Source organism: Verrucosispora sp. NA02020, from assembly GCF_013364215.1.
Lineage (GTDB): Bacteria > Actinomycetota > Actinomycetes > Mycobacteriales > Micromonosporaceae > Micromonospora.
Map to the genome: position 1 here is coordinate 2,595,556 of NZ_CP054923.1, position 26,436 is coordinate 2,621,991.

Genomic DNA, 26,436 nt, shown 5'->3' on the forward strand with positions numbered 1-26,436 from the left:
CTGGACCTCAGGGCGACGACCGTCCCCGGGGCTACGAGGGACGGCCCGGCGACCGCGATGGCGACAACCGCCGTGGCGACCGTCCGTCGTACCGCGACGATCGCGGTCGGGAGCGTGACTCCCGCGACGGTGGACGTGGCGCCGGCGGTTACGGTGCTGACCGTTCCCGGTCCGGTGGCTTCCGTCGGGACGGCGACCGTCGTGAGGGCGGCTACCGAGGTAGCGACCGGGGCACCGGCGGCGGCTTCGGTGGCGACCGACGTGGCTCCGGTGGCGACCGGGAAGGCTCCCGCGGCGATCGCGGCACCGGCGGCTTCCGTGGTGAGCGGCGTGAGGGCGGTTTCGGCGAGCGTCGCCAGGGCGATGACCGACCGGGTTTCCGCCGCGACAACGACCAGCGCGGCACCGGCGCCCGAGGCGACCGGCCTACCGGTGGCTTTCGGGGCGGTGACCGTCGCGAGGGTGGTTTCCGTGGTGGCGACCGTCGCGAGGGTGGCTTCCGGCCGGAGCGTCGCGATGGTGGTGACCGTCGTGAGGGTGGTTTCCGCAGCGACCGCCGGGACGGCGACAGTCGGGACAGCGGCTTCCGCCCCGACCGTCGTGACGGTGGTGGCGACCGCCGTGAGGGCGGTTTCCGTGGCGGCGAGCGCCGTGAGGGCGGTTTCCGTGGCGGTGACCGTCGTGAGGGTGGCTTCCGGCCGGAGCGTCGTGACGGTGGTGACCGTCGTGAGGGCGGTTTCCGGGGCGGCGACAGTCGCGAGAGTGGCTTCCGTGGTGGCGACCGTCGTGAGGGCGGTTTCCGGCCGGAGCGTCGCGATGGTGGTGACCGTCGTGAGGGCGGCTTCCGTGGCAGCGACAGTCGCGAGGGCGGTTTCCGTGGTGGCGACCGCCGCGACGGCGGTTTCCGTGGCAGCGACCGCCGCGACGGTGAGCGTCGTGAGGGCGGTTTCAGCAGGGGCTCCCAGGACCGGGGTGGTTTCCGCAGCGACCGTCGCGATGGTGACCGTCGCGAGGGCGGTTTCCGTGGTGAGCGTCGCGAGGGTGGTTTCCGGGACGGCGGTTCGCGGGACCGGGACGGTGCCTCGCGCGGTCCCGCACGTGACTTCGGCTCGGGTGATCGGCGTGAGGGCGGGTACCGGCCGGATCGACGGGACGAAGGCTCTCGCCGGGGTGGCGACGACCGCCGTCAGGGCGACGGCGGTGGCTACCGGCGTACCGAGGGCGGCTTCGGCGGTGCCCGCCGGGAAGGCAGCGCACGCGACGGTGACCGTCGTGAGGGCGGTTTCCGGGGCAACGATCGCCGCGAGGGTGGCTTCCGGCCGGACCGTCGGGACGGCGACCGTCGGGACGGCGGCTTCCGTGGCGGTGAGCGTCGTGAAGGCGGCTTCCGGGGCGGTGAGCGCTCGGAAGGTGGTTTCCGGGGCGGTGACCGTCGTGAGGGTGGCTTCCGCGACCGCGCGTCGAGCGGCTCGGGCTTCCGGGACGGTGAGCGTCGGGACGGTGGCTTCCGCGACGACCGGGACCGACGTGACGGGTCGGACCAGGCCGAGGGTGGGCGTACGCCGGCCCCGGTGCTGCCGGACGAGATCGTCGCGACCGATCTCGACAAGGACGTACGCGCGGAGCTGCTGTCGCTGTCGAAGGGGGTCGCGGACAGTGTGGCCCGGCACCTTGTGGCGACCGGGCAGCTGATCGACGAGGACCCCGCCGAGGCGCTGGCCCACGCGATGGCCGCCCGTCGGCTGGCGTCCCGGATCGCCGCCGTGCGTGAGGCGGTCGGTCTGGCCGCGTACCACGCGGGCGAGTGGCAGACGGCGATTGCGGAACTGCGGACGTACCACCGGATGAGCGGTGTGCAGAGTCACCTCGCGGTCCTCGCGGACTGTGAGCGGGCGCTGGGTCGGCCCGAGCGGGCCATCGACCTGTTCCGTGGAGCCGAGCAGGAGAAGCTGGAGGCCGCCGTCGCCATCGAGCTGCTGATCGTGGCCGCCGGTGCGCGAGGCGACCTGGGTCAGCGGGACGCGGCCGTGGCCATGCTCCAGGTGCCCGAGCTGACCACCGACACGGCCCAGCCGTGGACGGCCCGGCTGCGGTACGCGTACGCGGACGCGCTGCTCGCGGTGGACCGCCGGGCCGAGGCCCGGGAGTGGTTCTCCCGTGCGGCCGAGGTCGACGCCGAGGCGGAGACCGACGCGGCGGAGCGGCTGCTCGAACTCGACGGCGTGGTCATCGAGGGCGACGACGAGGACGAGGCCACCGAGGAACTGGTCGCGGGCCCCGGCACTCCGGGTGCGGTACCGGCCCGGCCGGACAGCGAGCTGACCGAGGACGGGCGCCCCGACGACGTCGATACGGCCGAGGACGCGGTCGACGACGTTGCTGGGGTCGAGGACGAGCACACCGACGACGTCGACGCGGTCAGCGACGATCGTGCCGACAACGACGCGATCGAGGACGAGGACGCGGTCGGGGACGACCGGGTCGTGGCCGTCGAGGCGGAGTCTCGTGGTGACGAGGTCGTCCAGGCGGATGCCGTGACGGCGTCCGACGCTGCGGCGACGAGTGGTGCCGTGACGGCGTCCGACGTCCCGGCGGCGAGTGGTGTCGGCGAGTCGTCCCCGGCGGACGGCGAGCGGTCCGGGGATTCGGAGACCGAGCGGCGATGAGCGGTGACGGGGAGCGGCTGGTCGACGGGTACGCCCTGGTCGTCTTCGACCTGGACGGGGTGATCTATCTGATCGACCGGCCGATCCCCGGCGCGGTCGAGGCGGTCGCCCGGCTGCACGGCGAGGGTCGGGCGGTGGCGTACGCGACGAACAACGCCTCGCGCCGGCCGGCCGACGTGGCCGACCTGCTCACCGGGATGGGCGTACCGGCGCGGCCGGACGAGGTGCTGACCAGCGCGGCCGCCGCCGCTCAGCTGTTGGGGGAGCGGCTGCCGGCCGGCGCCCCGGTGCTGGTGGTGGGTGCCGAGGCGCTGCGGGCGGAGATCCGCGAGGCGGGTCTGACGCCGGTCTCCGGTGCCGACGAGTCGCCGGTCGCGGTGATCCAGGGGTACGGCCCGCAGGTCGGCTGGGCTGACCTGGCCGAGGCAGCGGTGGCGGTACGCGGCGGGGCCGCGTGGATCGCCACCAACACGGACCGGACGCTGCCCAGCGGGCGGGGCCCGCTGCCGGGCAACGGTTCGTTGGTCGCCGCGCTGGCGACCGCGCTGAACCGGCAGCCCGACGAGGTGGTGGGCAAACCGTCGCCGGAACTGTTCGCCACCGCCGCGCGACGGGCGGGCGAGGGCCGGTCCCTGGTGGTCGGTGACCGACTGGACACCGACATCGAGGGTGCCAACCGGGCGGGACTGGACAGCCTGTTGGTGCTCACCGGCGTCAGTGACGTACCCGAGTTGCTCGCCGCGCCGCCGGACCGCCGGCCCACGGCGGTGGCCTGGGACCTGGCGGGGCTCTTCGAGCCGACCGCGATGGTGCGGGTACCGGCGGCCGATGCGGAGCACGGTGGCTGGCGCGTCACGACCGGGCCGGACGGCTGGGAGCTGACCGGCGCGGGTCGACCGCTGGACGCGCTCGCGGCGCTCTGCGCCGTGGCGTGGGAGCGTCGGTCGGAGGGTGTGCCGCGCCCGGGTTCGCCGGAGGCGGCGACGGCGCTGGAGGCACTCGGCCTGACCGGCTGAGCCACGCGTGCCGAGAAGTGCCACCGCTCCTGTCCGGTGCGGTGAGCGTGCCGGCACTCAGAGCAACTTGCGCAGTTTCATCAGGTCGAACGGGTTGGCCTTGATCGAGACGCGTCGGCTGGCCACCGCGCGGGTCACGTCGAGGTCACCACGGACCAGGGCGATCAGGTCGTCGCTGGTGGTGGTCATGGCGATCTTCGCCTTGGGATCGTCGCCGTCGGTCAGCCCGAGCAGCCGTCCACCGGTGAGTCGACCGTGGAAGGCGGTCTCCAGGTCGCTGATCCGGCAGGCCAGGGTGCGGTCCAGGTCGACGTGCTCGCGGACGGTCTCCGCGTTGCGGTCCAGCCGCGCGGCCAGATCCTGCAACGCCTGCCGACACTCGTCCACGGTGGCCACCGTCGCCTCCTCGCCTCACACCACGTCGTACTCCGGGCACCGTACCGCACGGGACCCCGACCGCGGCCCGGTAGCGTGACACCTGCCGGAACCGCGGGTGAAAGGACTCAGGCATGCAGGACGCGTGGCGCGCCTACCTCGAACTGGCCATGGGCCTGACGGAGGCGCCCCGGAAGAAGGCGCAGGACGCGGTACGCCGGTTGGCCGGTTCGACCGGCGCGACCGCCGCACAGCTCCAGACGTTGGCCGAGGAACTGCGCTCGACCGGCGCGGAGAACCGGGAGGCGCTGACCAAGCTGGTGCGGTTCGAGGTCGAACGCGCGCTCGGCGCCGTGGGGCTGGCCACCGCCGACGAGGTCGAGGAGTTGGAGCGGCGGGTACGCGAGCTGGAACGCCGGCTGCGCGCGGCGGCCGACACCACCGCCGTACCGTCGCCGGTCTCCGGAGGTCCGGAGGTCGGCACGCCCGCCGACCTGGCGGCCGAGGCCGCCGAGACCGCAGCGGCGGCCCCACCGACCGGGCACGCGGCGGCGAAGAACCCGGTCGCCAAGAAGGCCGTGGCGAAGAAGGCGGTCGCGAAGAAGGCGGGTGCCGTGCCGCCGCCGGAGGATCAGCCGGCGGCGAAGAAGGCCGTGGCGAAGGTCGCGAAGAAGGCGGTGGCGAAGAAGACGCCGGGTTCGGTGGCACGTCCCGCCGACGGTGACGCCCCGGCCCGACCCGCCAGCCGCCCGGACACCACGCCGTGACCGGCCGTCGCTCGCGGCGCCCCGGGCCGACGCGGTCGGCCGTGGGGCGGCGAGACGTCGGATCGGGTGCTGCGACGCGGGCCGGAGCGCGGCGGTGAGCGTGTCGCCACGGCCCGGGCCACCACCGGGACCGCGCCCGGGTCCACCGCCGCAGTCGTGGAGCGAGGACGGCGCCGACGACGGGGGACACCCGGCGGTGGACGCCGCCGTGCAGGCGATGGCGAACGCCGCGAACCTCGCGCCGGCCGACCAGATCGCGCAGTACGAGGCCGCGTACCAGACGTTGCGGGAAACGCTCGCCACCATCGACCAGGCCTGAGGAGACCCTCCGCCCATGGCACGTCGTAACCGGTTGGACGCCGAACTCGTCCGTCGTGGCCTGGCCCGATCCCGGGAGCAGGCCGCCGACCTGGTGGAGGCCGGTCGGGTACGGCTTCGGGGGGTGGTGGCCCGCAAGGCCGCCGCGATGGTCGACCCCGCCGACCCGCTGGTGGTCACCGGCGCCGACCCCGCCTCCGAGTACGTCTCCCGGGGCGGACACAAACTGGCCGGTGCGCTGGCCGCCTTCGCCCCCGGTGGGCTGACCGTGACCGGCCGGCGGTGCCTGGACGCCGGGGCGTCCACCGGCGGCTTCACCGACGTGCTGCTGCGGGCGGGCGCGGCCGAGGTGGTGGCGGTCGACGTCGGCTACGGACAGCTCGCCTGGTCGCTGCGGACCGACGAGCGGGTCCGGGTCCTGGAACGGACGAACGTCCGGACGCTGACCGCCGAGGCGATCGAAGGGCAGGTCGACCTGACGGTGGCCGACCTGTCGTTCATCTCGCTGCGGCTGGTGCTGCCGGCCTTGGCCGCCTGCACGGCCGTCGACGGCGACCTGGCGTTGATGGTCAAGCCCCAGTTCGAGGTGGGCCGGGAACGGGTCGGTGCGGGTGGCGTGGTGCGGGACCCGGCGCTGCGGGCCGAGGCGGTGCTCGACGTCGCCGCGTCCGCCGCGACGCTCGGACTGGGGCTGGCGGAGTTGGCGGCCAGCCCGCTGCCCGGCCCGAGCGGCAACGTCGAGTTCTTCGTATGGTTACGCCGGGACGCGCCAGCGGCCGACCCGGACCGGGTACGGGCCGTGGTGGCGGCCGGGCCCGGTGCGCCGGCGGCCGCCGGTGACGCGCGTGACGAGGTGACGAAGGAGGTGGCCGGGTGAGTGAGGGCAACTCCGCCACGGCGGGGGTAGGTCCGGGTGGTTCGACGCGACGGCCGACCCACGGCGGGCGGGCCTTCCGGTGACCCGTACCGCCCTGCTGGTGACCCACACGGGTCGCCGGCGCAGCACGGAACACGCGCGTACGGTCGCGGCCGACCTGATCGCCGCAGGCTTCGAGGTCCGGGTGGTGGCCGAGGAGGCCGAGGATCTCGACCTGCCGGGCGCGGTGCCGGTGACCGGGCCGGAGGCGGCCGAGGGTGCCGAGATCGTCTTCGCGCTCGGTGGTGACGGCACCTTCCTGCGCGCCGCCGAGCTGGCCCGCCCGGCGAAGGTGCCGCTGCTCGGCATCAACCTGGGCAAGGTCGGCTTCCTGGCCGAGGCGGAGATCGACGATCTGGATCTCGCGGTGCGCGACGTGGTGGGCCGCAACTACAGCGTCAACGAGCGGCTCACCCTGGACGTCACCGCCGAGTTCGACGGCGGGCCGACGATCGAGTCGTGGGCGCTCAACGAGATCAGCGTCGAGAAGGGCGAACGGGCCCAGATGCTGGAGCTGCTGGTCGATGTGGACGGTCGCCCCCTGTCGCGGTACGGGTGCGACGGGGTGGTCTGCGCCACGCCGACCGGCTCGACGGCGTACGCCTTCTCCGGCGGCGGGCCCGTGGTCTGGCCCGAGGTGGAGGCGCTGCTGCTGGTGCCGATCAGCGCGCACGCCCTGTTCAGCCGGCCGCTGGTGACCGCGCCCACCTCGACCTTCTCGATCACCGTGGACCCGTTCACCACGCTGGCGGTGCTCTCCTGCGACGGGCGGCGGGTCTACGACCTGCCGCCGGGCGCCCGGGTCACGGTGCGTCGCGGTGTCCTGCCGGTGCGGATCGTGCGGCTGCGCGACCGGTCGTTCACCGACCGCCTGGTGGCCAAGTTCGACCTGCCGGTGCACGGCTGGCGGGGCAACCGCCGCTGACCCGGGTCGCCGCGCCGGCTGGTCAAGTGTCGGGCCACGCGTCTACTGTCGGGTGCTGTGCTGGAGGAGCTACGGATCACCGGACTGGGCGTCATCGAGGACACCACGCTGCCGCTCGCCGGTGGCATGAATGTCATCACCGGCGAGACCGGTGCCGGTAAGACGATGGTGGTCACCGGCCTTGGCCTGCTCTTCGGGGGCCGTGCCGACGCGGGGCGGGTGCGTGCCCAGCCCGGTCGGGCCGTCGTCGAGGGGCGCCTGCGTCTCAGCGGTCGGGTCGCCGAATCGGTGCACGCCCGGATCACGGACGCCGGGGGCGAGCCCGACGACGACGGCGCGATGCTGCTGAGCCGGACGGTCACCGTGGAGGGTCGCTCGCGGGCGCATCTGGGCGGGCGGAGCATGCCGGTGTCGACGCTCGGCGAGGTGGGCGAACAGGTGGTGGCCGTACACGGCCAGTCCGACCAGTTGCGCCTGCTGCGTCCCGCCGAGCAGCGGGCCGCCCTGGACCGCTTCGCCGGGCCGGAGCACGAGAAGCTGCTGGAGGCGACGCGCGAGGCGTACACGCAGTGGCGTCGGGTGGTGGACGACCTGGCGGACCGGCGGCGCAACGCGCGGGAGCGCCACCAGGAGGCGGATCTGCTGCGGCTCGGGCTCGACGAGATCACCCGGGTCGATCCGCAGGCCGGTGAGGACGACGAGCTCAAGACCGAGGCGCAGCGGCTGGAACACGCCGAGGGACTGCGTACCGCGGCGCAGGTCGCCCACCAGTGCGTGGCCGGCGGGTTGGAGGCCACCGACGACACCACGGACGCCTCGGCGCTGCTCGGCACCGCCCGGCGGACGTTGGAGGCCCAGGCCGGCACCGATCCGGCCCTGGGTGAGCTGGCGGCGCGGTTGGAGGAGGCGGCGACCCTGGTCGCCGACGTGTCGGTGGAACTGTCGACGTACCTCACCGGGCTGGACGCCGACCCGGCCCGGCTGCAGAGCATCTACGAGCGCCGGGCCGCGCTGCGGGCGTTGACCCGCAAGTACGCCGACGACGTCGACGGGGTGATCGCCTGGGCGGAGCGGGCCCGGACCCGACTGTCCGACCTGGACATCTCCGACGAGGTCCTTGAGGAACTGGACCGGGAGGCGTCCCGGCTGGCCGGTGAGGTGGCCGAGTTGGCCGGCCGGTTGTCGGCGTCCCGCCAGGAGGCGGCGGTGCGCTTCGCCGAGCAGGTGACCGTCGAGTTGGCCGGGCTGGCCATGCCGCACGCCCGCGTCGAGGTGGCGGTGCTGCCCCGGCCGGCCGGGCGGACCGAGCCCACGTTGCCGGTCAACGGGGTGGAGGTCGGTGTCGGGCCGGACGGCGGCGACGAGGTCGAGTTGCGGCTGCTGGCCCATCCCGGTGCGCCGTCGTTGCCGTTGCAGCGCGGCGCGTCCGGCGGTGAACTGTCCCGGGTGATGCTCGCCATCGAGGTCGTCTTCGCCGGTTCGGGCGGTCCGCCCACGCTGGTCTTCGACGAGGTCGACGCGGGGGTCGGCGGTCAGGCGGCGGTGGAGATCGGCCGTCGGCTGGCCCGGTTGGCCCGCAGCCACCAGGTGCTGGTGGTGACCCACCTGCCGCAGGTGGCCGCGTTCGCCGACCGCCACCTGGTGGTGGCGAAGGACACCGGTGGCGCGGTGACCACCAGCGGGGTGCGGGTGGTGGAGGACACCGAGCGGGCCCGGGAACTGGCCCGGATGCTCGCGGGTTTGCCGGACTCGGATCTGGGTATCGCTCACGCGGAGGAGTTGCTGGCCGTCGCGGCCCGAGAACGGCGGTCGTGAGAACCGTCATTGTGAGCGGAGGCACACCGGCCTTCGCCCATCTGTGCTTCCCTGGGTAGGCGGCCCTGCTCAGGCATGTCGCGACAGATTCGCCTGCCTCACATGCCAGGATGGTCACGATGCGTCTACCCACGTTGCGCCGGACCCGGAACGCGGAACCGGGACGAATCCTCGGCACCGCCCGCCTCGACCGCCGGACGAAACGCCTGGTCGGTCGGCTCCGCCCCGGTGACATCGCCGTGATCGACCATGTCGACCTGGACCGGGTCGCCGCCGACTCGCTGGTCGCCGTGGGCGTCGGCGCGGTCCTCAACGCCAAGCCGTCGGTCTCCGGCCGCTATCCCAACCTCGGTCCGGAGGTGCTCGTCGCGGCGGGCATCCCACTCCTGGACGACCTCGGTGAGGGCGTCTTCGAGCGGATCCGCGAGGGCGACACCGTGCGGATCGAGGGCAACACCGTCTATCTCGGCGACGAGCCGCTGGCGCACGGCAGCCTGCAGGACGCCGAGAGCGTGGCCAAGGCGATGAGCGACGCCCGCGAGGGCCTGTCGGTGCAGTTGGAGGCGTTCGCCGCCAACACCATGGACTACCTCAAGCAGGAACGTGACCTGCTGCTCGACGGTGTCGGCGTACCGGACATCGCGACCGAGATCCAGGGCCGGCACTGCCTGATCGTGGTGCGGGGGTACGACTACAAGGCCGACCTGGACGTGCTGCGCCCGTACATCCGGGAGTTCAAGCCGGTGCTGATCGGCGTCGACGGCGGGGCCGACGCGCTGGTCGAGGCGGGCTACACGCCGGACATGATCATCGGTGACATGGACTCGGTCACCGACGACGTGCTGCGCTGCGGCGCCGAGGTGATCGTGCACGCGTACCCGGACGGCCGGGCTCCCGGTCTGCCCCGGGTCAACGGCCTGGGGGTGCCGGCGGTGACCTTCCCCGCCGCCGCCACCAGCGAGGACCTCGCGATGCTGCTGGCCGACGAGAAGGGCGCCTCGCTGATCGTCGCGGTGGGCACCCACGCCACCCTGGTCGAGTTCCTGGACAAGGGGCGCGGCGGCATGGCGTCGACGTTCCTCACCCGGCTCAAGGTCGGTGGCAAGCTGGTTGACGCCAAGGGTGTGAGCCGGCTCTACCGGCAGAGCATCTCGGGTTCCTCGTTGTTGCTGCTGGTGCTCTCGGCGGTGGCGGCGATGGCCTCGGCGGTGGCGGTGTCCACCGTCGGCAAGGCGTATTTGGGCGTGGTCTCCGAGTGGTGGGACAATTTTGTGTTCCAGCTCGGCCAGCTCTTCTAGCTCCCGACCGATCAAGAGGCTGCAAGCGTGATCAACTTCCGGTACCACGTGGTGTCCCTGACCGCGGTCTTCCTCGCGTTGGCGATCGGCCTGGTCGTCGGTACAGCCGCCCTCAACGGCCCGGTCGCGGACTCGCTCAAGGAGACCGTCAACTCGCTGCGCAAGGACAACCAGCAGATGCGCCAGACGGTCCAGAACATGCAGCGCGAGCTGGAGCTGGAGGAGGAGTTCGCGGCCGAGATGGCCCAGGTGATCCTGCCGGGCAAGCTGACCGGCAAGCGGGTGCTGGTGCTCAGCCTGCCCACCGGCCGGGACCACACCGAGGGCGTGGTCAAGATGCTGGAGCTGGCGGGTGCCGTGATCACCGGGCGGGTCGACCTGCAGGACAAGTTCATCAACCCGGAGAACAACAACAACCTGCTGGAACTGGCGGTCACCGCGGCCCGGCCCACCAGCGCGCCGACCAGCGGACTGCCCGGCAACGGGCACGGCGTGGAGACCTCCAGCGCGCTGCTGGCCACCGTGCTGCTGGATCAGCCCGCCGGGGCCGAGCCGGTCACCGAGGCCGACCGGCGGGCGGTGGTGACCGCGTACGGCAACGCGAACTACCTGACCACCGCGGACCGGATCACCGACGCCGCCGAGGCGGTCGTGGTGATCAGCGGCCAGCCGTACGTGGACAAGGACTCCGCCAAGAAGGACGAGTCGGTGGTGAAGATCGCCGAGCAGTTCGACCGCACCGGCGGCATCGTGGTCGCCGGCAACGGCTCCACCGGCGGCAACCTGGTCTCCTTCGTCCGGGGCGACGCGGTGCTGGCGCAGACCATCTCCACCGTCGACAACGCCAACACCGTCCAGGGGCAGCTCGTCACCTCGCTGGCCGTCGTGCAACAGCTCAACGAGCGCAAGGCCGGCCAGTACGGCGTGGGTGACAACGTCGAGCTGGTGCCTAGACTGCCCCAGTGAGTCGACGGGACACCCCGGGTGTCCGGTTCGACGATGTCGCCCGCCGACCGGCGGCGCAGACGGCGTGAGCGAGCGAGGTGAGCTGGGGCGTGGGCGTACTCGGTCGACTGCTGGCGGCGGGGGTCGGTGCGGCTGCCGCCCGGTACGCGCTCCGTGAGATCCGTACCTCCCCGGCCGGTCCGACACTGGCGCGAACGAACTTCCGTGGCCGTACGGTGACGCTGGCGGCCGGGCCGGCGCTGGCGGTGAGCGCCTCCGGGGCGGCGGCCGGTGGTGCGCCCAGCGTGCCGGGAGGAGCGGCGGTCCTGGTGGCGGGGCTCGGCGCCGGTGCCGTCGGGCTCTACGACGACGTGGTCGGCGCCCGGCCGGAGCAGAAGGCGGACAAGGGCTTCGCGGGACACCTCGCCGCGCTGCGGCAGGGGCGGGTCAGCACGGGCCTGGTCAAGATCGTCGGAGTGGGCGCGGCCGGTCTGGGGGCCGCCGCGCTGCTCGCCGCCGACCCCCGGGTGGCCGGGCACCGTGGTCGGCGACGCCAGGGCGGGCTGGGCCGGACCGTGGACGTGCTGCTCGGCGCCGGTGTGGTGGCCGGCACCGCCAACCTGCTCAACCTGCTCGACCTGCGACCCGGGCGGGCGCTGAAGTCGGGCCTGCTGCTCGGCGCGCCGCTGCTCGGTGGCGCGACCGGTGGGATCGCCGCCGGTGCGGTGGGCGCCGCCGCCGGGCTGCTTCCCGCCGACCTCGACGAGGACGTGATGCTCGGCGACAGCGGCGCGAACGCGCTCGGCGCCGTGCTCGGCGTGGCGCTGGCCGCACGCACCGGCCCGATCGGTCGGGCCGGGATCCTGGCGGTGCTCGCCGGCCTGACGGCGGCCAGCGAGAAGGTCAGCTTCACCGCCGTCATCGCGCGCACCCCGGGCCTGCGTGAACTCGACGCGCTGGGCCGTCGCGACGACTGACGTGACCAGACCGACACCCCTCGCCGGCGCCGGCCGGGTGGCCGGGGCCGCCGCGCTGATCGCCGTGCTCACCGTGGTCAGCCGGCTGGCCGGGTTCGGCCGTACCGCCGTCTTCACCTGGGTGGTGCAGGACAGCGACCTGGGCGCGATGTACGTGATCGCGAACACCGTCCCCAACATCATCTTCGAGATCGTGGCCGGCGGGGCGCTGGCCAGCCTGGTCGTACCGCTGCTCGCCGGTGCGGTCGCGGCCGGCGACCGGCGGGCCGTGGCGGCGACCACGAGCGCGCTGCTGACCTGGACGGTGACGCTGCTGGTGCCGTTGGCGGTGCTGGTGGCCCTGGGCGCCGAGCAGATCGTGTCGGTCTTCCACAGCCGCAGCCCGGAGGAGCTGGCGGCCGGGGCCCGGATGCTGCGGGTCTTCGCGCCGCAGGTGCCGCTCTACGGCATCGGGATCGTGCTGACCGGTGTGCTCCAGGCCCACCGCCGCTTCGCCTGGCCGGTGATCGCGCCGCTGCTGTCCAGCCTGACGGTGATCGTGGCGTACCTCGTCTTCGTGGCCGTGGCCGGTCCGGGGGCGAGCGTGGCGCAGGCGGGCCGGGGCGCGGAACTGATCCTGTCCGGCGGCACCACGCTCGGTGTGGTGGTGCTCTCGCTGTCGCTGCTGATCCCGTTGCGGCGGCTCCGCCTGCGACTGCGCCCCGGATACGGCTTCCCGGCCGACGCGCGGGCGCGGGTGGGTGGTCTGGTCACCGCCGGTGTGGTCACCGTCACCGCCCAGCAGGTGGCCACGCTGGTGATCCTCTATCAGATCTCCGGTGGTCGGACCGAGGCCCCGCAGGTGTTCAACCTGGCCCAGACGTTCTATCTGCTGCCCTGGGCGGTGCTGGCGGTGCCGCTGGCCACGGCCGCGTACCCGGCGTTGGCCGAGACGGCGGCCGGCGGCGACGAGGCCGGCTACCGGGACACCCTGTCCGGCACGGTGCGCGCGGTGCTGCTGTCCAGTTGCCTCGGCGCGGCGGCGCTGGTCGGGGTGGCCGGTCCGATCGGCCGGTTCTTCCCGCTGGACGCCTCCGCCACCGCCACGGCCGTCGCCGGCTTCGCCCCGGGGCTGCTCGGGTACGGGCTGTTCGCGGTCCTCTCCCGCGCCCTGTACGCCCGGGGCGCGACCCGGGAGGCCACGCTCGCCATCAGTGCCGGATGGCTGGCGGTCACGCTCGGTACGCTGCCGATGGCGGCGCTGCTCCCCACGGCCGACCGGGTGCTCGCCGTGGCGCTGGCCAACTCGGCGGGCATGCTGCTGCTCGGCGGGCTGCTGCTGCTGGCGGTCCGGCGCGCGGCCGGTCCGGCGGCGCTGGCCGGTGCCGTGCGGGCCGGTGCCGCCGGGGTGCTGGCGGGTGCGAGCGCCGCCCTCGCGGCGCTGCTGCTGCTCGGTTGGTGGGGCGGGACCCCGACGCGGTCGGCGGCGCTCGTGCAGGGCATGCTGTCCGGAGTCCTGGTCGTCGTCGTCTTCCTCGGCGTGGTCTGGTTGGTCGACCGGCGGGACGTGCGGCCACTGCTGACCGGGTTGCGTCGACGCCTACGCCGGACCCGGAGCGGAGGCGGGCGAGGGGACGGGAAGGCAAGCGCCGAAACGGAGGGTCGATCCGGGTGAGCGCGAGGAGTGAGCTTGCGAGCCCCGCAGTCGCGAACGGAAGGTCGGCTCGGTGAGCGCGAGGAGTGAGCTTGCGAGCCCCGCAGTCGCGAACGGAGGGCGTGACCGGTGAGCGCGAGGGGTGCGGATGCCCGGTGGGGCACGGTGGTGTTGTTGCTGGCCTCCAGCACCGGTGGTGTCGGGCAGCATGTCCGGGCGGTGGCCCGTGGGTTGACGGCGGCCGGTGAGTCGGTGCTGGTCTGCGGGCCGGCGGCGACCCAGGACCAGTTCGACTTCGTGGCGACCGGGTCACGGTTCGCGCCGGTGGAGATCCCGGCCAGCCCGACGCCGGGTGACGTCCGTGCGATCACCACGCTGCGCCGGGTGCTGGCCGGTGAACAGGTGGGTGTGGTGCACGCGCACGGGCTGCGCGCCGGCTTGGTCGCGGTGCTCGCCCGACCGGCCGCCCCGCTGGTGGTCACCTGGCACAACGCGGTGCTCGCCGGTGGGCTGCGGGGCAGCCTGTCCCGGTGGGCCGAGAAGATGGTGGCCCGGGGCGCCCGGGTGACGCTGGGGGCGTCCGCCGACCTGGTGGCCCGGGCCGTCGGGCTCGGGGCCGGGGATGCCCGGCTCGCCCCGGTGGCCGCTCCCGAGCTGCCCGCGCCGCGCCGGGGCCGGGCCGCCGTACGGGCCGAGTTCGGGGTGGCCGCCGACCAGCCGTTGATCCTCTCGGTCGGTCGGCTGCACCCGCAGAAGCGGTACGACGTGCTGGTGGACGCCGCCGCCCGGTGGCGGGAACGGGTGCCGCCGCCGGCCGTGGTGATCGCCGGGAGCGGTCCGGCGTACCTGCCGTTGGCCGCCCGGATCAGTGCCGCGCGGGCGCCGGTGACCCTGCTCGGGCACCGCACCGACGTGGCCGATCTGCTGGCCGGGGCGGACCTGGCGGTGGTGACCAGCGACTGGGAGGCCCGACAACTGTTCGCGCAGGAGGCGCTGCGGGTCGGCGTACCGCTGGTGGCGACCGAGGTGGGTGGCCTGCCGGACCTGGTGGGGGACGCCGCGGTGCTGGTGCCGCCGGGCGACGTCGACGCGGTCGACGCGGCGGTCGGTGACCTGCTCGACGACGCGCCGCGCCGCGCCGAGCTGGGCCGTCAGGGTGTCGCGCGGGCCGCGACCTGGCCCACCGAGGCGCAGACCGTGGCCCAGCTGGTCGCGCTCTACGCCGAGTTGACCTCGGGCGGGGCCGGGCCGACGCCCGGTGCCGACACGCCGTCGACGGGACGCCGGTGATGTTGCGCCGAATCGCACCGATCCTGTTGACCCTGGTCGTGGTGGCGCTCGGCGTCACCGTGCTGGCGGCCCGTCCGGAGAGCCCGCCGCCCCGGCAGAGCGCCGACTACGTGGTGCTGGTCGGGGTGGCCGGGCTGCGGTGGGAGGACGTGGACGCGCAGCGGACGCCGACGTTGTGGCGGATGGCGCAGGAGGGCTCGATCGGTTCGTTGTCGGTGCGGTCGGTGTACCGACCCACCTGCCCGGTGGACGGCTGGCTCACGCTCGGCGCGGGGGGCTTCGCCGCCTGGGCCGGCAGCCCGACCGACGGGCAGTGTCCGCCCGCCGACGTGACGGTGGAGCAGCCCGACGGCATCGGCGCGAACCTGCCGCAGCAGGAGAGCGTCGTGCTGCGCAACCAGGAGCGGCTGCCGTGGGGCACGGTGCCCGGCGCGCTGTCGGAGTCGGTGCGCTGCTCGGTGGCGGTCGGCCCGGGTGCGGCGGTGGCCGCCGCGCGGCCGTTCGGTCGGGTCGACCGGTACGCGCCGACGCTGCCGGAGGATCCGGCCGAGCTGCTCGGATCCTGCGTGCTGAGCATCGTCGACGCCGGCACCGTCGAGGGTGAGGACGAGGCGTCGCGGTCGGCGTCGGCGCAAGCGGCCGACGCCCAGCTGGCCCGGGTGCTGACGGGTCGGCCGCCGCGGTCCCTGGTGATCGTCGCCGGGGTCTCCGACACCGAGCGGCCGTCCCGGCTGCACGTGGCCGTCGCCGACGGCCCCGGCTGGGAGGAGGGCTGGCTGACCTCGCCCAGCACCGGTCGGCAGGGCTACCTGCAACTGATCGACCTCGCGCCGACCGCGCTGGCGGCGCTGGGCCGTCCGATGCCGGACCGGCCGTTCCTCGGCCGGCCCGCCGAGTCGGTCGGTGGGCGGCCGGCCGACCTGGCCGCCGCGATCGCCGAGCCCGCCGACGCGGACCGGGAGGCCGCCGCGCAGCGGCAGGTGGCGGGCGGATTCTTCACGGTGCTGGCCGCCGTGCAGGTAGCGCTGGCCCTGGCGGTGTTGCCGCTGCTGCGCCGCGCCCGCCGGCACGCCGGACCGTACGGGCCGAAGCCGGTGTCCCGGCGGGTGGTGGCGGTGGTGGAGCTGCTGCTGGTGGCGGCGGCGCTGGCCATCCCGGCGGCCCTGCTCGCCGAGGCCGTGCCGTGGTGGCGCAACGTCCACCCGGCCGCTTCCTTCGCCGGGCTGACCATGGTGCTGCTGGCCGCCGCGACGTTGCTGGTGCGGTTGACGCCGGGATACGGCACCACGTTGGGACCGCTCGGCGCGGTGGCCGGTCTCACCACGTTGGCCGTCGGCCTGGACGTGGTCACCGGGGCCCGTCTCCAGCTCAACGGTGTGATCGGGTACTCCGCGTTGGAGGGCGGCCGGTATGCCGGGCTCGGCACCGTGGGGCTCGGCGTCTTCGTGGCCGGCGCGCTGCTGACCGGCGGCTGGCTCGCCCAGCAGGTGCACCGGACGTGGCGACCGATGGTGATGGTGCTGGTGGGCGGTGCCGCCGTGGTGGTGGTCGGCAGTGCGTACCTGGGTGCCGACTCGATCGGCGCGATCGCGGTGACCGCCGGGGTGAGCGTCGCGGCGGCGATCAGCGCGGGCGGGTGGCTGACGTTGACCCGGTTGGCGTGGGCGACCATGGCCGGACTGGCGGTGATGGTCGGGTTCGCGGTCGTGGACCTCGGCCGCCCACCGGCCGATCGCGGCAGCCTGGGCCGGTTCCTCGCGGCACTGGGCGACGGCACCGGTGGGTTGACCGTGCAACGGTCCAGCGCCTCGAACATCGACACCCTGATGAACAGCCCGTTGACCGTGCTGGCGTTGGCCGGTGCGTTGCTGGTGTGGTTCGCCCTGCTCCAGCCGTGGGGCGGGCTGATGCGGCTGTTCGGCATCTATCCGGCAATCCGGGCGGCGATGGCGGGCACCGGTGTGGCCGTCGGCATCGGCGGGGTGCTGAGCGCGGCGGCGCTGGACGTGGCGGGAGCGGCGGCGGCCGTGGTGGTGCCGATGGCGGCGCTGTCGGCGTTGCGGGTGCTCGACCACTCGGCGGACCGCACCCGGCCCGGCACCGACCGGCCGTCGGACACCATCCGGTCCGACACCCGGGCGGGCGACGCGGCCACCCCGGGTGCCGAGGACACGGCGTGCGCCGGTGCGCCGGTCGAGGACGCCGCCGGGGCCGGTACCGAGGGTGAACGCGGGCGTGGCCGGGCGGTACGGTCGTCGGCCGAGGTCGCGACCGGGTGACCCCGGGAGCGGTACCTCGGGTGCGGCCCGGGAGTGCCTTAGGCGAGGTGTTACCGTGGAATCCCGTGGATCGCGTGATCACTTCGCTGATTGGCTCGGCGGTCTGCACGACCGCGACGGACGACACGGGAGCAGGCCTTGGCCCCTTCAGCACGGACGACCAGGCACATTTTCGTCACCGGGGGAGTCGCCTCCTCGCTGGGTAAGGGGCTCACCGCCTCCAGCCTCGGCAATCTGCTCACCGCGCGGGGACTTCGTGTGGTGATGCAGAAGCTCGACCCGTACCTCAACGTGGACCCCGGCACCATGAACCCGTTCCAGCACGGCGAGGTGTTCGTGACCGAGGACGGCGCCGAGACCGACCTGGACGTCGGTCACTACGAGCGTTTCCTGGACCGGGCGCTGTCCGGCAAGGCGAACGTCACCACCGGCCAGATCTACTCGGAGGTGATCGCCAAGGAACGGCGCGGGGAGTACCTGGGCGACACCGTCCAGGTGATCCCGCACATCACCAACGAGATCAAGTCGCGGATCCTGGCGATGGCCGATCCGGACGACGACGGCCGTACGCCGGACGTGGTGATCACCGAGGTGGGCGGCACGGTCGGCGACATCGAGTCGCTGCCGTTCCTGGAGGCGATCCGGCAGGTCCGTCACGACCTGGGCCGGGACAACTGCTTCTATCTGCACGTCTCGCTGGTGCCGTACCTGGCGCCCTCGGGGGAGCTGAAGACCAAGCCGACCCAGCACTCGGTGGCGCAGCTGCGCAACATCGGTATCCAGCCCGACGCCATCGTCTGCCGCTCGGACCGGGAGATCCCGGACAAGCTCAAGCACAAGCTGTCGCTCTACTGCGACGTCGACGCCGAGGCGGTCATCGCCGCCCCGGACGCGCCCAGCATCTACGACATCCCGAAGGTCCTGCACCGGGAGGGGCTCGACGCGTACGTGGTGCGCCGCCTCGGGCTCTCCTTCCGGGACGTGGACTGGGAGGGCTGGGACGACCTGCTGGAGCGGGTGCACCAGCCCCGGCGCACGGTCACCGTGGCGCTGGTCGGCAAGTACGTCGACCTGCCGGACGCGTACCTGTCGGTCAGCGAGGCGATCCGGGCGGCCGGCTTCGGCAACCGGGCCCGGGTGCAGGTGCGTTGGGTGCCCAGCGACGACTGCGTCACCCCGGCGGGCGCGGCGGCGGCCCTGGCCGGTGTCGACGGCATCGTCATCCCCGGCGGGTTCGGCGTGCGGGGCATCGAGGGCAAGATCGGCACCGCCCGGTACGCGCGGGAGAACGGCATCCCGCTGCTCGGGCTCTGCCTCGGCCTGCAGTGCATGACCATCGAGGTGGCCCGGCACCTGGCCGGGCTGGACGGCGCCAACTCCGTGGAGTTCGACGCCGAGGCCGTGCACCCGGTCATCGCCACCATGGCCGACCAGGAGGACATCGTGGCCGGCAAGGGCGACCTGGGCGGCACCATGCGGCTCGGCGCATACCCGGCGGCGCTCGCCGAGGGGTCGATCGTCGCCGAGGCGTACGGCAGCACCGAGGCCAGCGAACGGCACCGGCACCGGTACGAGGTGAACAACGCCTACCGCGACCAGCTCGCCAAGGCCGGGCTGCGGATCTCGGGTACCTCGCCGGACGGGCGGCTGGTCGAGTTCGTCGAGCTGGACCGCGAGCTGCACCCGTTCTTCGTGGCCACCCAGGCCCACCCGGAGCTGAAGAGCCGCCCCACCCGACCGCACCCGCTGTTCGCCGCGTTCGTCCAGGCGGCGGTGGCGTACTCGCAGGCCGACCAGCTTCCGGTCGACCTGGACGGTGCCGAGCGGGCCGCGCGCAACGGCACCGCCACGACCGTCCCCTCGGCGTCGTGAGCGACGCCGGCAGGGCGGTCGAGCACCGCTACGAGGTGCTCTCCCGCGAGGTGCAGTACCGCGGTCGGATCTTCGACGTGGTCACCGAGCAGGTGAGCATGCCCGGCGGCGGGACGGCCCCGCGTGACCTGGTCCGGCACGTCGGTGCGGTGGCCGTGGTGGCGTTGGACGACGCCGGCCAGGTGGTGCTGATCCGGCAGTACCGCCAGCCGGTCGGCCGGCGCCTCTGGGAGCTGCCGGCCGGGCTGACCGACGTCACCGGCGAGGACCCGGCGGTGACCGCGGCGCGGGAGCTGGCCGAGGAGGTCGACCTGACCGCCGGTCGGCTCGACGTGCTGGTCGACGTGCACAGCTCACCCGGGTTCACCGACGAGCTGGTCCGGGTCTTCCTGGCCCGGGACCTCGGCGAGGTGCCGGCGGAGCAGCGGCACGACCGGCACGACGAGGAGGCCGACCTGCAGATCGTCCGGATCGACCTGGACGAGGCGGTCGGCATGGTGCTGGCCGGTGAGGTCACCAACGGCCCGTGCGTGGCCGGGCTGCTGGCCGCCGCCCGCGCCCGCGACGCCGGTTGGTCGGTGCTGCGCCGGGCGGACACCCCGCTGCCGGGCTGAGCGGGAGGACGACGACAGGGGCCGCGCGGATCACCGCGCGGCCCCTGTTCGCATGCCGGATCAGTCGCGCAGCGGGCGACCCTGTCCGTCGACGCCACCGTTGACCAGGATCAGGATGCCGTCGATCAGACCCCAGAGGCTGCCGATACCGCAGGTCACCAGCGTGACGACGAGCTGGATGACGCCGGTCTTGGTGTCACCCATGTAGAACCGGCCGACGCCGAAGCCGCCCAGCAGGATCTGCAGGACACCGGCGATGACCTTGCTCTTGTCGGAAACGCCCTGGGGGTACCCGGGCTGATAGGGGGGAATAGTCATGAGGCGACACGATAGTGATCCACACCGACGCTGTCCGCACCGGTAGGCACCACGTGGGACGATGTCGACCAATACTGTCCTGTCGGCTGAGGTGGACCCGGCCGGTGGGCTGCCCGTACACCTGACACATCGTCAGGGTTCGCGGCCACCGGATGTCATGGTGCACGCTCCCGCGACGCGCCGGTACGCCTAAACTGCCGCCCACGGGACCGGTCGACCGTCGCGGCAAAGGGGCCGCCGCGGCACCGCCCAGTCGGGGGAGCCGTCCCCGGAGAGAGGTGTCTGCATCGTGAAGGTCGGCATCCCCCGCGAGGTCAAGAACCACGAGTACCGGGTGGCGATCACGCCCGCGGGCGTCAACGAGTTCACCCGCGGCGGTCACCAGGTCTTCGTCGAGGCCGGTGCCGGGGTCGGCTCCAGCATCACCGACGAGGAGTTCACCGCGGCCGGCGCCAAGATCCTGGACACCGCCGACGAGGTGTGGGACGCCGCCGACATGGTGCTCAAGGTCAAGGAGCCGGTCGCCGAGGAGTACCACCGGATGCGCGAGGGGCAGGTCCTCTTCACCTACCTGCACCTGGCCGCCTCGCGCGACTGCACCCAGGCGCTGCTCGACCGCAGGGTCACTGGCATCGCGTACGAGACGGTCGAGCTGCCGGACCGCTCCCTGCCGCTGCTCGCCCCGATGTCCGAGGTGGCCGGCCGACTCGCCCCGCAGGTCGGCGCCTTCCATCTGATGCGTACCGGAGGCGGCCGGGGCGTGCTGCCCGGTGGCGTCTCGGGCGTGTACGCGGCGAAGACCGTGGTCATCGGTGCCGGGGTCTCCGGCATGAACGCCGCCGCGATCGCGCTGGGCCTGCAGTCCGAGGTGCTGCTGCTGGACAAGAACGTCGGCCGGTTGCGGCAGGCCGACGCCATCTACCGGGGACACCTGCAGACCGTCGCCTCCAACGCGTACGAGATCGAACGGGCCGTGCTCGACGCGGACCTGGTCATCGGCGCGGTGCTGGTGCCCGGCGCCAAGGCACCGAAGCTGATCTCCAACGAGCTGGTGTCCCGGATGAAGCCCGGCAGCGTGCTCGTCGACATCGCCATCGACCAGGGTGGCTGCTTCGAGGACTCGCGGCCGACCACGCACGACGAACCGGTCTACCGGGTGCACGAGTCGATCTTCTACTGCGTGGCGAACATGCCCGGCGCGGTGCCGAACACCAGCACCTACGCGCTCACCAACGTCACCCTGCCGTACGCCCTCGAACTGGCCAACCACGGCTGGCGGGAGGCGTCGCGGCGCGACCCGGCACTGGCCCTGGGCCTGAACACCCACGCCGGCCAGGTCGTCTACGGCCCGGTGGCCGAGGCGCACGGCCTGCCCACCCTCGCGCTCACCGAGGCGCTGGGCTGAGGGGGAAGCGCTGAGCACGGCGACCGACGAACGGGCCGGCCCCGAACCGGCGCCGGCCCTGCGTCGTGCGCTGCGCGGCTACCTCGACCACCTCACCGTCGAACGTGGACTGGCGGTGAACACCCTCACCTCGTACCGCCGCGACCTGGACCGCTACCTCGACTCGCTGGCCGCCGCCGGGGTGGACGACCTCGCCGGGGTCTCGGCCGGCGAGATCGAACGGCACCTGGCCCGACTGCGCACCGGTGACGACGGCCGCCCGCCGCTGGCCGTCTCCTCGGCCGCCCGCGCCGCCAGCGCCGTGCGTGGGCTGCACCGCTTCGCGCTGCGTGAGGGCCTGGTCGGCGCCGACCCGAGCCGTGACGTACGCCCACCCACCCCACCGCGCCGACTGCCCCGCGCGCTGCCCGTCGACGCGGTGGTCCGGCTGCTGGAGACCGCCGGCCCGGTGGACGCGGCGGGGGAGCAGGCGCCGCTGGCGCTGCGCGACCGGGCGCTGCTGGAGTTCCTGTACGGCACCGGCGCCCGCATCTCCGAGGCCATCGGCGCGGCCGTGGACGACGTGGACCTCGACGACGGGGTGGTGCTGCTGCACGGCAAGGGCGGGCGCAGCCGACTGGTGCCGGTCGGCGGGCACGCGCTGCGGGCGCTCGGCGCCTACCTGGTCCGCGCCCGGCCCGGACTGGTCACCGCCGGCCGGGGCACCCCGAGGGTGTTCCTGAACGCCCGGGGCGGCCCGCTGACCCGGCAGGGCGCCTGGACCGTGCTGCGTCGCGCCGCCGCCCGGGCCGGCCTGCCGGTGGAGGGGTCCGAGGCGGTCTCCCCGCACACCCTGCGACACTCGTACGCGACCCACCTGCTCGACGGCGGCGCCGACGTCCGGGTGGTGCAGGAGTTGCTCGGCCACGCCTCGGTCACCACCACGCAGGTCTACACGCTGGTGACCGTGGACCGCCTGCGTGAGGTCTACGCCACCGCGCACCCGCGTGCCCTGCACTGACCCGAGGCGCGGGAAACGCCGCCGGCCTGGCCGGTGGAGGTGGGGCGGGACGGCACCGGTCGGTACCACCGCCCGACACGCCGAGCGGGTAGTGAACGCCCTGCTCGTCGGTGGCGTACAGTCGGGATCGGCGCGGCCTGGCGGCGGGATGACCGGGGTGCGCAGCGGCGCCGCGAAGGACGTCGGGCGGCTCCGACGCCAGATGGTCGTCGGGAGGGGGCAACGAGGACATGGCTGGCAACGGTGACCGTGCCGAGACCTGGACGTCGGAGCTCCGCGAACAGCAGAACGCGCTCGGCTCGGACCTGGGTCCGGCCGACCCGGCCGCCTACACGATGCGCAAGCCCATCCCCGAGCCGATGCCCACGGACCGGCACGGCCCGGCGCGGATCATCGCGATGGCCAACCAGAAGGGTGGCGTCGGCAAGACCACGACCACCATCAACCTCGGCGCCGCGCTCGCCGAGTACGGCCGCAAGGTGCTCCTGGTCGACTTCGACCCGCAGGGCGCCCTCTCGGTCGGGCTGGGCGTCAACCCGCACAACCTCGACCTGTCGGTCTACAACCTGCTCATGCAGGACGACGTGACCGCCGAGGACGTCCTGATCAAGACCGACGTGGCCGGGCTGCACCTGCTGCCGGCCAACATCGACCTCTCCGCCGCCGAGATACAGCTGGTCAACGAGGTCGCCCGCGAGATGGCTCTGGCCCGCGTGCTCAGAAGCGTCCGCAAGGAGTACGACTACATCCTGATCGACTGCCAGCCCTCGCTCGGCCTGCTGGCGATCAACGCGTTGACCGTGGCGCACGGCGTCCTCATCCCGCTGGAGTGCGAGTTCTTCAGCCTGCGCGGTGTCGCCCTGCTGCTGGACACCATCGACAAGGTGCGCGAGCGGCTCAACTTCGACCTGGAGTTGGAAGGCATCCTCGCCACCATGTACGACAGCCGCACCACGCACTGCCGGCAGGTGCTCCAGCGGGTGGTGGAGGCGTTCGGCGACAAGGTCTACCAGACGGTGATCACCAAGACGGTGAAGTTCCCCGAGTCGACCGTCGCGGGTGCCCCGATCACCACGCTCGACCCGGCCTCCTCGGGGGCCCGTAACTACCGTCAGTTGGCCCGCGAGGTGATCGCCGCGCAGGCGGAGCGGTAGGCCGGTAACCATCGGTGTCCAGGCCGTGGACTACGGTCGTCGGCGTGAGCGCGCCGCCAGCCGACCCGACCACCGCGCCGGAGCATCCGCTCGCGGTGACGGAATCCGGCGCGCCGGAGGAGACCCCGGTCGCCGTTGCGGACGACGCTGCGGACACCGGCAGGTTCACGGTCCGGCTGGACAACTTCACCGGCCCGTTCGACCTGCTGCTGCAACTGATCGGCAAGCACAAACTCGACGTCACCGAGGTCGCCCTGCACCAGGTGACCGACGAGTTCATCGCGTACATCCGGGCCATGGGCGACGACTGGGACCTGGACGAGGCGAGCGAGTTCCTGCTGATCGCCGCCACCCTGCTCGACCTCAAGGCCGCCCGGCTGCTGCCCTCGGCCGAGGTGGAGAACGAGGAGGACCTGGCGCTGTTGGAGGCGCGGGACCTGCTCTTCGCCCGACTGTTGCAGTACAAGGCGTACAAGGAGGCGGCGGCGCACATCGCGGTGCTGGAGGAGGTCGGCGGACGCCGTTATCCGCGCGCGGTCACCCTGGAGGCCCGCTACGCCGATGCCCTGCCCGACCTGGTGCTCGGCATCGGCCCGCAGCGACTGCTCAAGCTCGCCGTCCGGGCGATGACCCCGAAGCCGGTGCCCGAGGTCTCCATCGCCCACGTGCACATGGTGCGGGTCAGCGTCCGGGAACACGCCGCGATCATCAGTGAACGGCTTCGCCGCGCCGGCACCGCCACCTTCTCGCTGCTCTGCGCCGACTGCGAGGCCACCCTGGAGGTGGTCGCCCGGTTCCTGGCGCTGCTGGAGCTGTACCGGCAGGGTGTGGTGGCCTTCGTGCAGGAGCAGGCGCTGGAGGAGCTGACCGTACGCTGGACCGGTCCCGCCGACGGCAGTCCGGCCCTCACCATCGACGAGTACGCCGGCAACCCGGACGAGGCGGCCCCCGGGTCCGGTGCGCCGACGACCGCGTCCGGAGCGGCGTCGACGGGGTCCGGTGTGTCGACGGACGAGGCGGTAACGACGGAGGAGCGCGCCGGATGAGTAACGAGGAACGCCGGGACTCGCTGGCCGACCAGGCCGCCGCCTGGGTCCCGCCCTGGCAGCGCTCCGCCCCCGAGTCCGTCGCCCCGGACCCGGCCGACCCTGATCCCGTCGAGGCTGAGCCCGTCGAGCCCGATCGCGCGGAGCCCGAACCTGCTGCCCCGGAATCCGCCCAGCTCACCGCACCCGCAGCCGTCGAATCGGCCGAACCTGCGGATCCCGCCCCCGAACTCGGGGCTGCCGGGGATCTCGGTGCGGAGGTGCCCCTGGAGGGGTCGCCGGGTGCCAAGATCGCGGAGGAGGGGGCGGGGCGGAGGCAGCGGGGTGGGCGGACGCGGGTGGTGCCGGAGCCGCCGCCGGTCCTCGACGACGCCGAACTCCGCGGGGCGCTGGAGGCGATCCTGCTGGTGGTGGACGAACCCGTCAGCGAGCTGACGCTGGCCCAGATCCTCGAACAGCCCGCCGAGCGGGTCGGCCCGATCCTGGACGAGATCGCCGCGGGCTACACCGCCGCCGGACACGGGTTCGAGCTGCGCCGGGCGGCCGGCGGGTGGCGGCTCTACACCCGGCCGGAATACGCCACCTACGTGGAACGGTTCGTCCTCGACGGGCAGTCGGTCCGGCTGACCCAGGCCGCGCTGGAGACCCTCGCGGTGGTGGCGTACCGGCAGCCGGTGACCCGGTCGCGGATATCGGCCATCCGGGGCGTCAACTGCGACGGGGTGATCCGTACCCTGGTGACCCGTGGGCTGATCGAGGAGTGCGGCACCGAGTCGGACAGTGGGGCCTATCTGTACCGGACGAGCACGATGTTCCTGGAGAAGCTCGGCCTGAACAGCCTCGACGACCTGCCGCCCCTGGCCCCGTTCCTCCCCGACGACGTAGAAGAGCTTGCCGATGCCGCGCGATGACCGCACCCCCCGCCCCGACGCCCCCGTCTACACCGGCCCGGAACGCCTCCAGAAGGTGCTCGCCGCGGCGGGGGTCGGGTCCCGGCGTGCCTGCGAAGACCTGATCTTCCGTCGGCGGGTGACGGTCGACGGGCGGGTGGCCCAGCTCGGCGACAAGGTCGACCCGACCACATCCGTCATCCACGTCGACGGCGAGCGGCTGGTGGCCGACACCCGACTGGTGTACCTGGCGTTGAACAAGCCCCGTGGCGTGGTCTCCACGATGGCCGACGAGAAGGGGCGCACCGCGCTCGCCGACTTCGTCGGCAACCGGGTCGAGCAGCGTGTCTACCACGTCGGGCGGCTCGACGCGGACAGCGAGGGCCTGCTGCTGCTCACCAATGACGGGACCCTGGCCCACCGGCTGATGCACCCCTCCTACGGGGTGGCCAAGACGTACCTGTGTGAGGTGGCCGGGCCGATCCCGCGCAACCTCGGCAAGCGCCTCGCCGCCGGCATCGAGCTGGAGGACGGCCCGGTCACCGTGGACTCGTTCCGGGTGGTGGGCAGTCTGGGACGTACCGCCCAGGTCGAACTGACCCTGCACGAAGGCCGCAAACACATCGTCCGGCGTCTGCTCGACGAGGTCGGACACCCGGTGAGCCGGCTGGTGCGTACCTCCATCGGGCCGATCCGGCTCGGCGACCTGCGTCCCGGGCGCACGCGGCGGCTGACCAACGCGGAGGTCGCCGCCCTGTTCAAGGCCGTGAGTGACTGACCCCGCGCTGGCGGGTACCGCTGACGGTAGGCTCCTGGCGGCCCGGGGCAGGGCCGGCGGGCCGTGCGCCACGGCGCCGGGCATGATGGAAGCTGTGTGGGCAACCGCTCGCGTCCGCCGATGAGGCGGATCGCGGGGT

At 73.4% G+C, this 26,436-nt stretch carries 24 protein-coding genes; 22 read left to right on the forward strand and 2 right to left on the reverse strand.

The window, feature by feature from the left end; genetic code table 11:
• Positions 1 to 57: 57 nt before the first annotated feature.
• The 3 genes from HUT12_RS32760 to HUT12_RS11435 are packed head-to-tail and all read left to right on the forward strand — an operon-like array spanning position 58 to position 3,682.
• A complete protein-coding gene (locus HUT12_RS32760; protein ID WP_254876779.1) occupies positions 58 to 1,692 on the forward strand; it encodes a hypothetical protein in 1,635 nt (544 codons plus the stop codon).
• Complete coding sequence (locus HUT12_RS11430; RefSeq protein ID WP_236145966.1) at positions 1,659 to 2,666, forward strand: lipopolysaccharide assembly protein LapB; 1,008 nt, start codon at positions 1,659 to 1,661, stop codon at positions 2,664 to 2,666. Before HUT12_RS32760 ends, HUT12_RS11430 begins: the two co-directional genes overlap by 34 nt.
• Positions 2,663 to 3,682, forward strand: a complete 1,020-nt coding sequence (locus HUT12_RS11435) for an HAD-IIA family hydrolase (RefSeq protein WP_176093329.1) — start codon at positions 2,663 to 2,665, stop codon at positions 3,680 to 3,682. Before HUT12_RS11430 ends, HUT12_RS11435 begins: the two co-directional genes overlap by 4 nt.
• A 57-nt stretch (positions 3,683 to 3,739) precedes the next feature.
• On the opposite strand, the gene HUT12_RS11440 is transcribed toward HUT12_RS11435, so the two are convergent.
• Entirely contained in the window at positions 3,740 to 4,078 is a 339-nt protein-coding gene (locus tag HUT12_RS11440; protein WP_131056384.1) for an SCP2 sterol-binding domain-containing protein, read from the reverse strand.
• 113 nt (positions 4,079 to 4,191) lie between these two features.
• Here HUT12_RS11440 and HUT12_RS11445 point away from each other — a divergent pair, with 113 nt between their 5' ends.
• From HUT12_RS11445 to HUT12_RS11505, 13 genes are all read left to right on the forward strand, one after another.
• The gene (locus tag HUT12_RS11445) at positions 4,192 to 4,824 is read left to right on the forward strand and encodes a phasin family protein (protein WP_176093330.1); all 633 of its coding nucleotides are present in this window, start codon (positions 4,192 to 4,194) and stop codon (positions 4,822 to 4,824) included.
• Between the two features lie 94 nt (positions 4,825 to 4,918).
• The gene (locus HUT12_RS11450) at positions 4,919 to 5,143 is read left to right on the forward strand and encodes a hypothetical protein (RefSeq protein ID WP_254876780.1); all 225 of its coding nucleotides are present in this window, start codon (positions 4,919 to 4,921) and stop codon (positions 5,141 to 5,143) included.
• A 15-nt stretch (positions 5,144 to 5,158) separates the two neighbouring features.
• Complete coding sequence (locus HUT12_RS11455) at positions 5,159 to 6,019, forward strand: TlyA family RNA methyltransferase (RefSeq protein ID WP_176093331.1); 861 nt, start codon at positions 5,159 to 5,161, stop codon at positions 6,017 to 6,019.
• Positions 6,020 to 6,098: 79 nt separating this feature from the next.
• A complete protein-coding gene (locus tag HUT12_RS11460) occupies positions 6,099 to 6,983 on the forward strand; it encodes an NAD kinase (protein WP_131054652.1) in 885 nt (294 codons plus the stop codon).
• Between the two features lie 57 nt (positions 6,984 to 7,040).
• Positions 7,041 to 8,798, forward strand: a complete 1,758-nt coding sequence (recN, locus tag HUT12_RS11465; protein ID WP_176093332.1) for a DNA repair protein RecN — start codon at positions 7,041 to 7,043, stop codon at positions 8,796 to 8,798.
• A gap of 119 nt (positions 8,799 to 8,917) precedes the next feature.
• Positions 8,918 to 10,096 (forward strand): putative cytokinetic ring protein SteA, encoded by a 1,179-nt coding sequence (steA, locus tag HUT12_RS11470; RefSeq protein ID WP_131054654.1) that lies wholly within the window; start codon positions 8,918 to 8,920, stop codon positions 10,094 to 10,096.
• 27 nt (positions 10,097 to 10,123) lie between these two features.
• The gene (locus HUT12_RS11475) at positions 10,124 to 11,062 is read left to right on the forward strand and encodes a copper transporter (protein WP_131054655.1); all 939 of its coding nucleotides are present in this window, start codon (positions 10,124 to 10,126) and stop codon (positions 11,060 to 11,062) included.
• Positions 11,063 to 11,151: 89 nt separating this feature from the next.
• Positions 11,152 to 12,018: a hypothetical protein gene (locus HUT12_RS11480; RefSeq protein WP_131054658.1), complete on the forward strand. Its 867-nt coding sequence runs from the start codon at positions 11,152 to 11,154 to the stop codon at positions 12,016 to 12,018.
• 1 nt (position 12,019) lies between these two features.
• A complete protein-coding gene (murJ, locus tag HUT12_RS11485; protein WP_176093333.1) occupies positions 12,020 to 13,672 on the forward strand; it encodes a murein biosynthesis integral membrane protein MurJ in 1,653 nt (550 codons plus the stop codon).
• Between the two features lie 108 nt (positions 13,673 to 13,780).
• Positions 13,781 to 14,941 carry a glycosyltransferase family 4 protein gene (locus HUT12_RS11490; RefSeq protein WP_176093334.1) on the forward strand — a complete coding sequence of 387 codons (1,161 nt, stop codon included), beginning with the start codon at positions 13,781 to 13,783 and terminating at the stop codon, positions 14,939 to 14,941.
• Positions 14,941 to 17,220 (forward strand): hypothetical protein, encoded by a 2,280-nt coding sequence (locus tag HUT12_RS11495; protein WP_176093335.1) that lies wholly within the window; start codon positions 14,941 to 14,943, stop codon positions 17,218 to 17,220. The genes HUT12_RS11490 and HUT12_RS11495 overlap by 1 nt, the downstream gene beginning before the upstream one ends.
• Before the next feature lie 138 nt (positions 17,221 to 17,358).
• Complete coding sequence (locus HUT12_RS11500) at positions 17,359 to 19,092, forward strand: CTP synthase (RefSeq protein ID WP_131055551.1); 1,734 nt, start codon at positions 17,359 to 17,361, stop codon at positions 19,090 to 19,092.
• Positions 19,089 to 19,706, forward strand: a complete 618-nt coding sequence (locus HUT12_RS11505) for an NUDIX hydrolase (RefSeq protein ID WP_131055549.1) — start codon at positions 19,089 to 19,091, stop codon at positions 19,704 to 19,706. The genes HUT12_RS11500 and HUT12_RS11505 overlap by 4 nt, the downstream gene beginning before the upstream one ends.
• A gap of 60 nt (positions 19,707 to 19,766) precedes the next feature.
• On the opposite strand, the gene HUT12_RS11510 is transcribed toward HUT12_RS11505, so the two are convergent.
• Entirely contained in the window at positions 19,767 to 20,096 is a 330-nt protein-coding gene (locus tag HUT12_RS11510; protein WP_343232782.1) for a TM2 domain-containing protein, read from the reverse strand.
• A 217-nt stretch (positions 20,097 to 20,313) separates the two neighbouring features.
• Here HUT12_RS11510 and ald point away from each other — a divergent pair, with 217 nt between their 5' ends.
• From ald to HUT12_RS11540, 6 genes are all read left to right on the forward strand, one after another.
• Positions 20,314 to 21,429 carry an alanine dehydrogenase gene (ald, locus tag HUT12_RS11515; RefSeq protein ID WP_131055545.1) on the forward strand — a complete coding sequence of 372 codons (1,116 nt, stop codon included), beginning with the start codon at positions 20,314 to 20,316 and terminating at the stop codon, positions 21,427 to 21,429.
• Positions 21,430 to 21,439: 10 nt separating this feature from the next.
• The gene (locus HUT12_RS11520; protein ID WP_176095743.1) at positions 21,440 to 22,429 is read left to right on the forward strand and encodes a tyrosine recombinase; all 990 of its coding nucleotides are present in this window, start codon (positions 21,440 to 21,442) and stop codon (positions 22,427 to 22,429) included.
• A 230-nt stretch (positions 22,430 to 22,659) separates the two neighbouring features.
• Complete coding sequence (locus HUT12_RS11525; RefSeq protein ID WP_117230487.1) at positions 22,660 to 23,583, forward strand: ParA family protein; 924 nt, start codon at positions 22,660 to 22,662, stop codon at positions 23,581 to 23,583.
• Positions 23,584 to 23,678: 95 nt separating this feature from the next.
• Positions 23,679 to 24,629 carry a ScpA family protein gene (locus tag HUT12_RS11530; protein WP_254877045.1) on the forward strand — a complete coding sequence of 317 codons (951 nt, stop codon included), beginning with the start codon at positions 23,679 to 23,681 and terminating at the stop codon, positions 24,627 to 24,629.
• The gene (gene scpB, locus HUT12_RS11535) at positions 24,626 to 25,540 is read left to right on the forward strand and encodes an SMC-Scp complex subunit ScpB (RefSeq protein ID WP_176093336.1); all 915 of its coding nucleotides are present in this window, start codon (positions 24,626 to 24,628) and stop codon (positions 25,538 to 25,540) included. Before HUT12_RS11530 ends, scpB begins: the two co-directional genes overlap by 4 nt.
• On the forward strand, positions 25,527 to 26,297 hold the full coding sequence (locus HUT12_RS11540) for a pseudouridine synthase (RefSeq protein WP_131056471.1): 771 nt from the start codon (positions 25,527 to 25,529) through the stop codon (positions 26,295 to 26,297). Before scpB ends, HUT12_RS11540 begins: the two co-directional genes overlap by 14 nt.
• Positions 26,298 to 26,436: the final 139 nt, after the last annotated feature.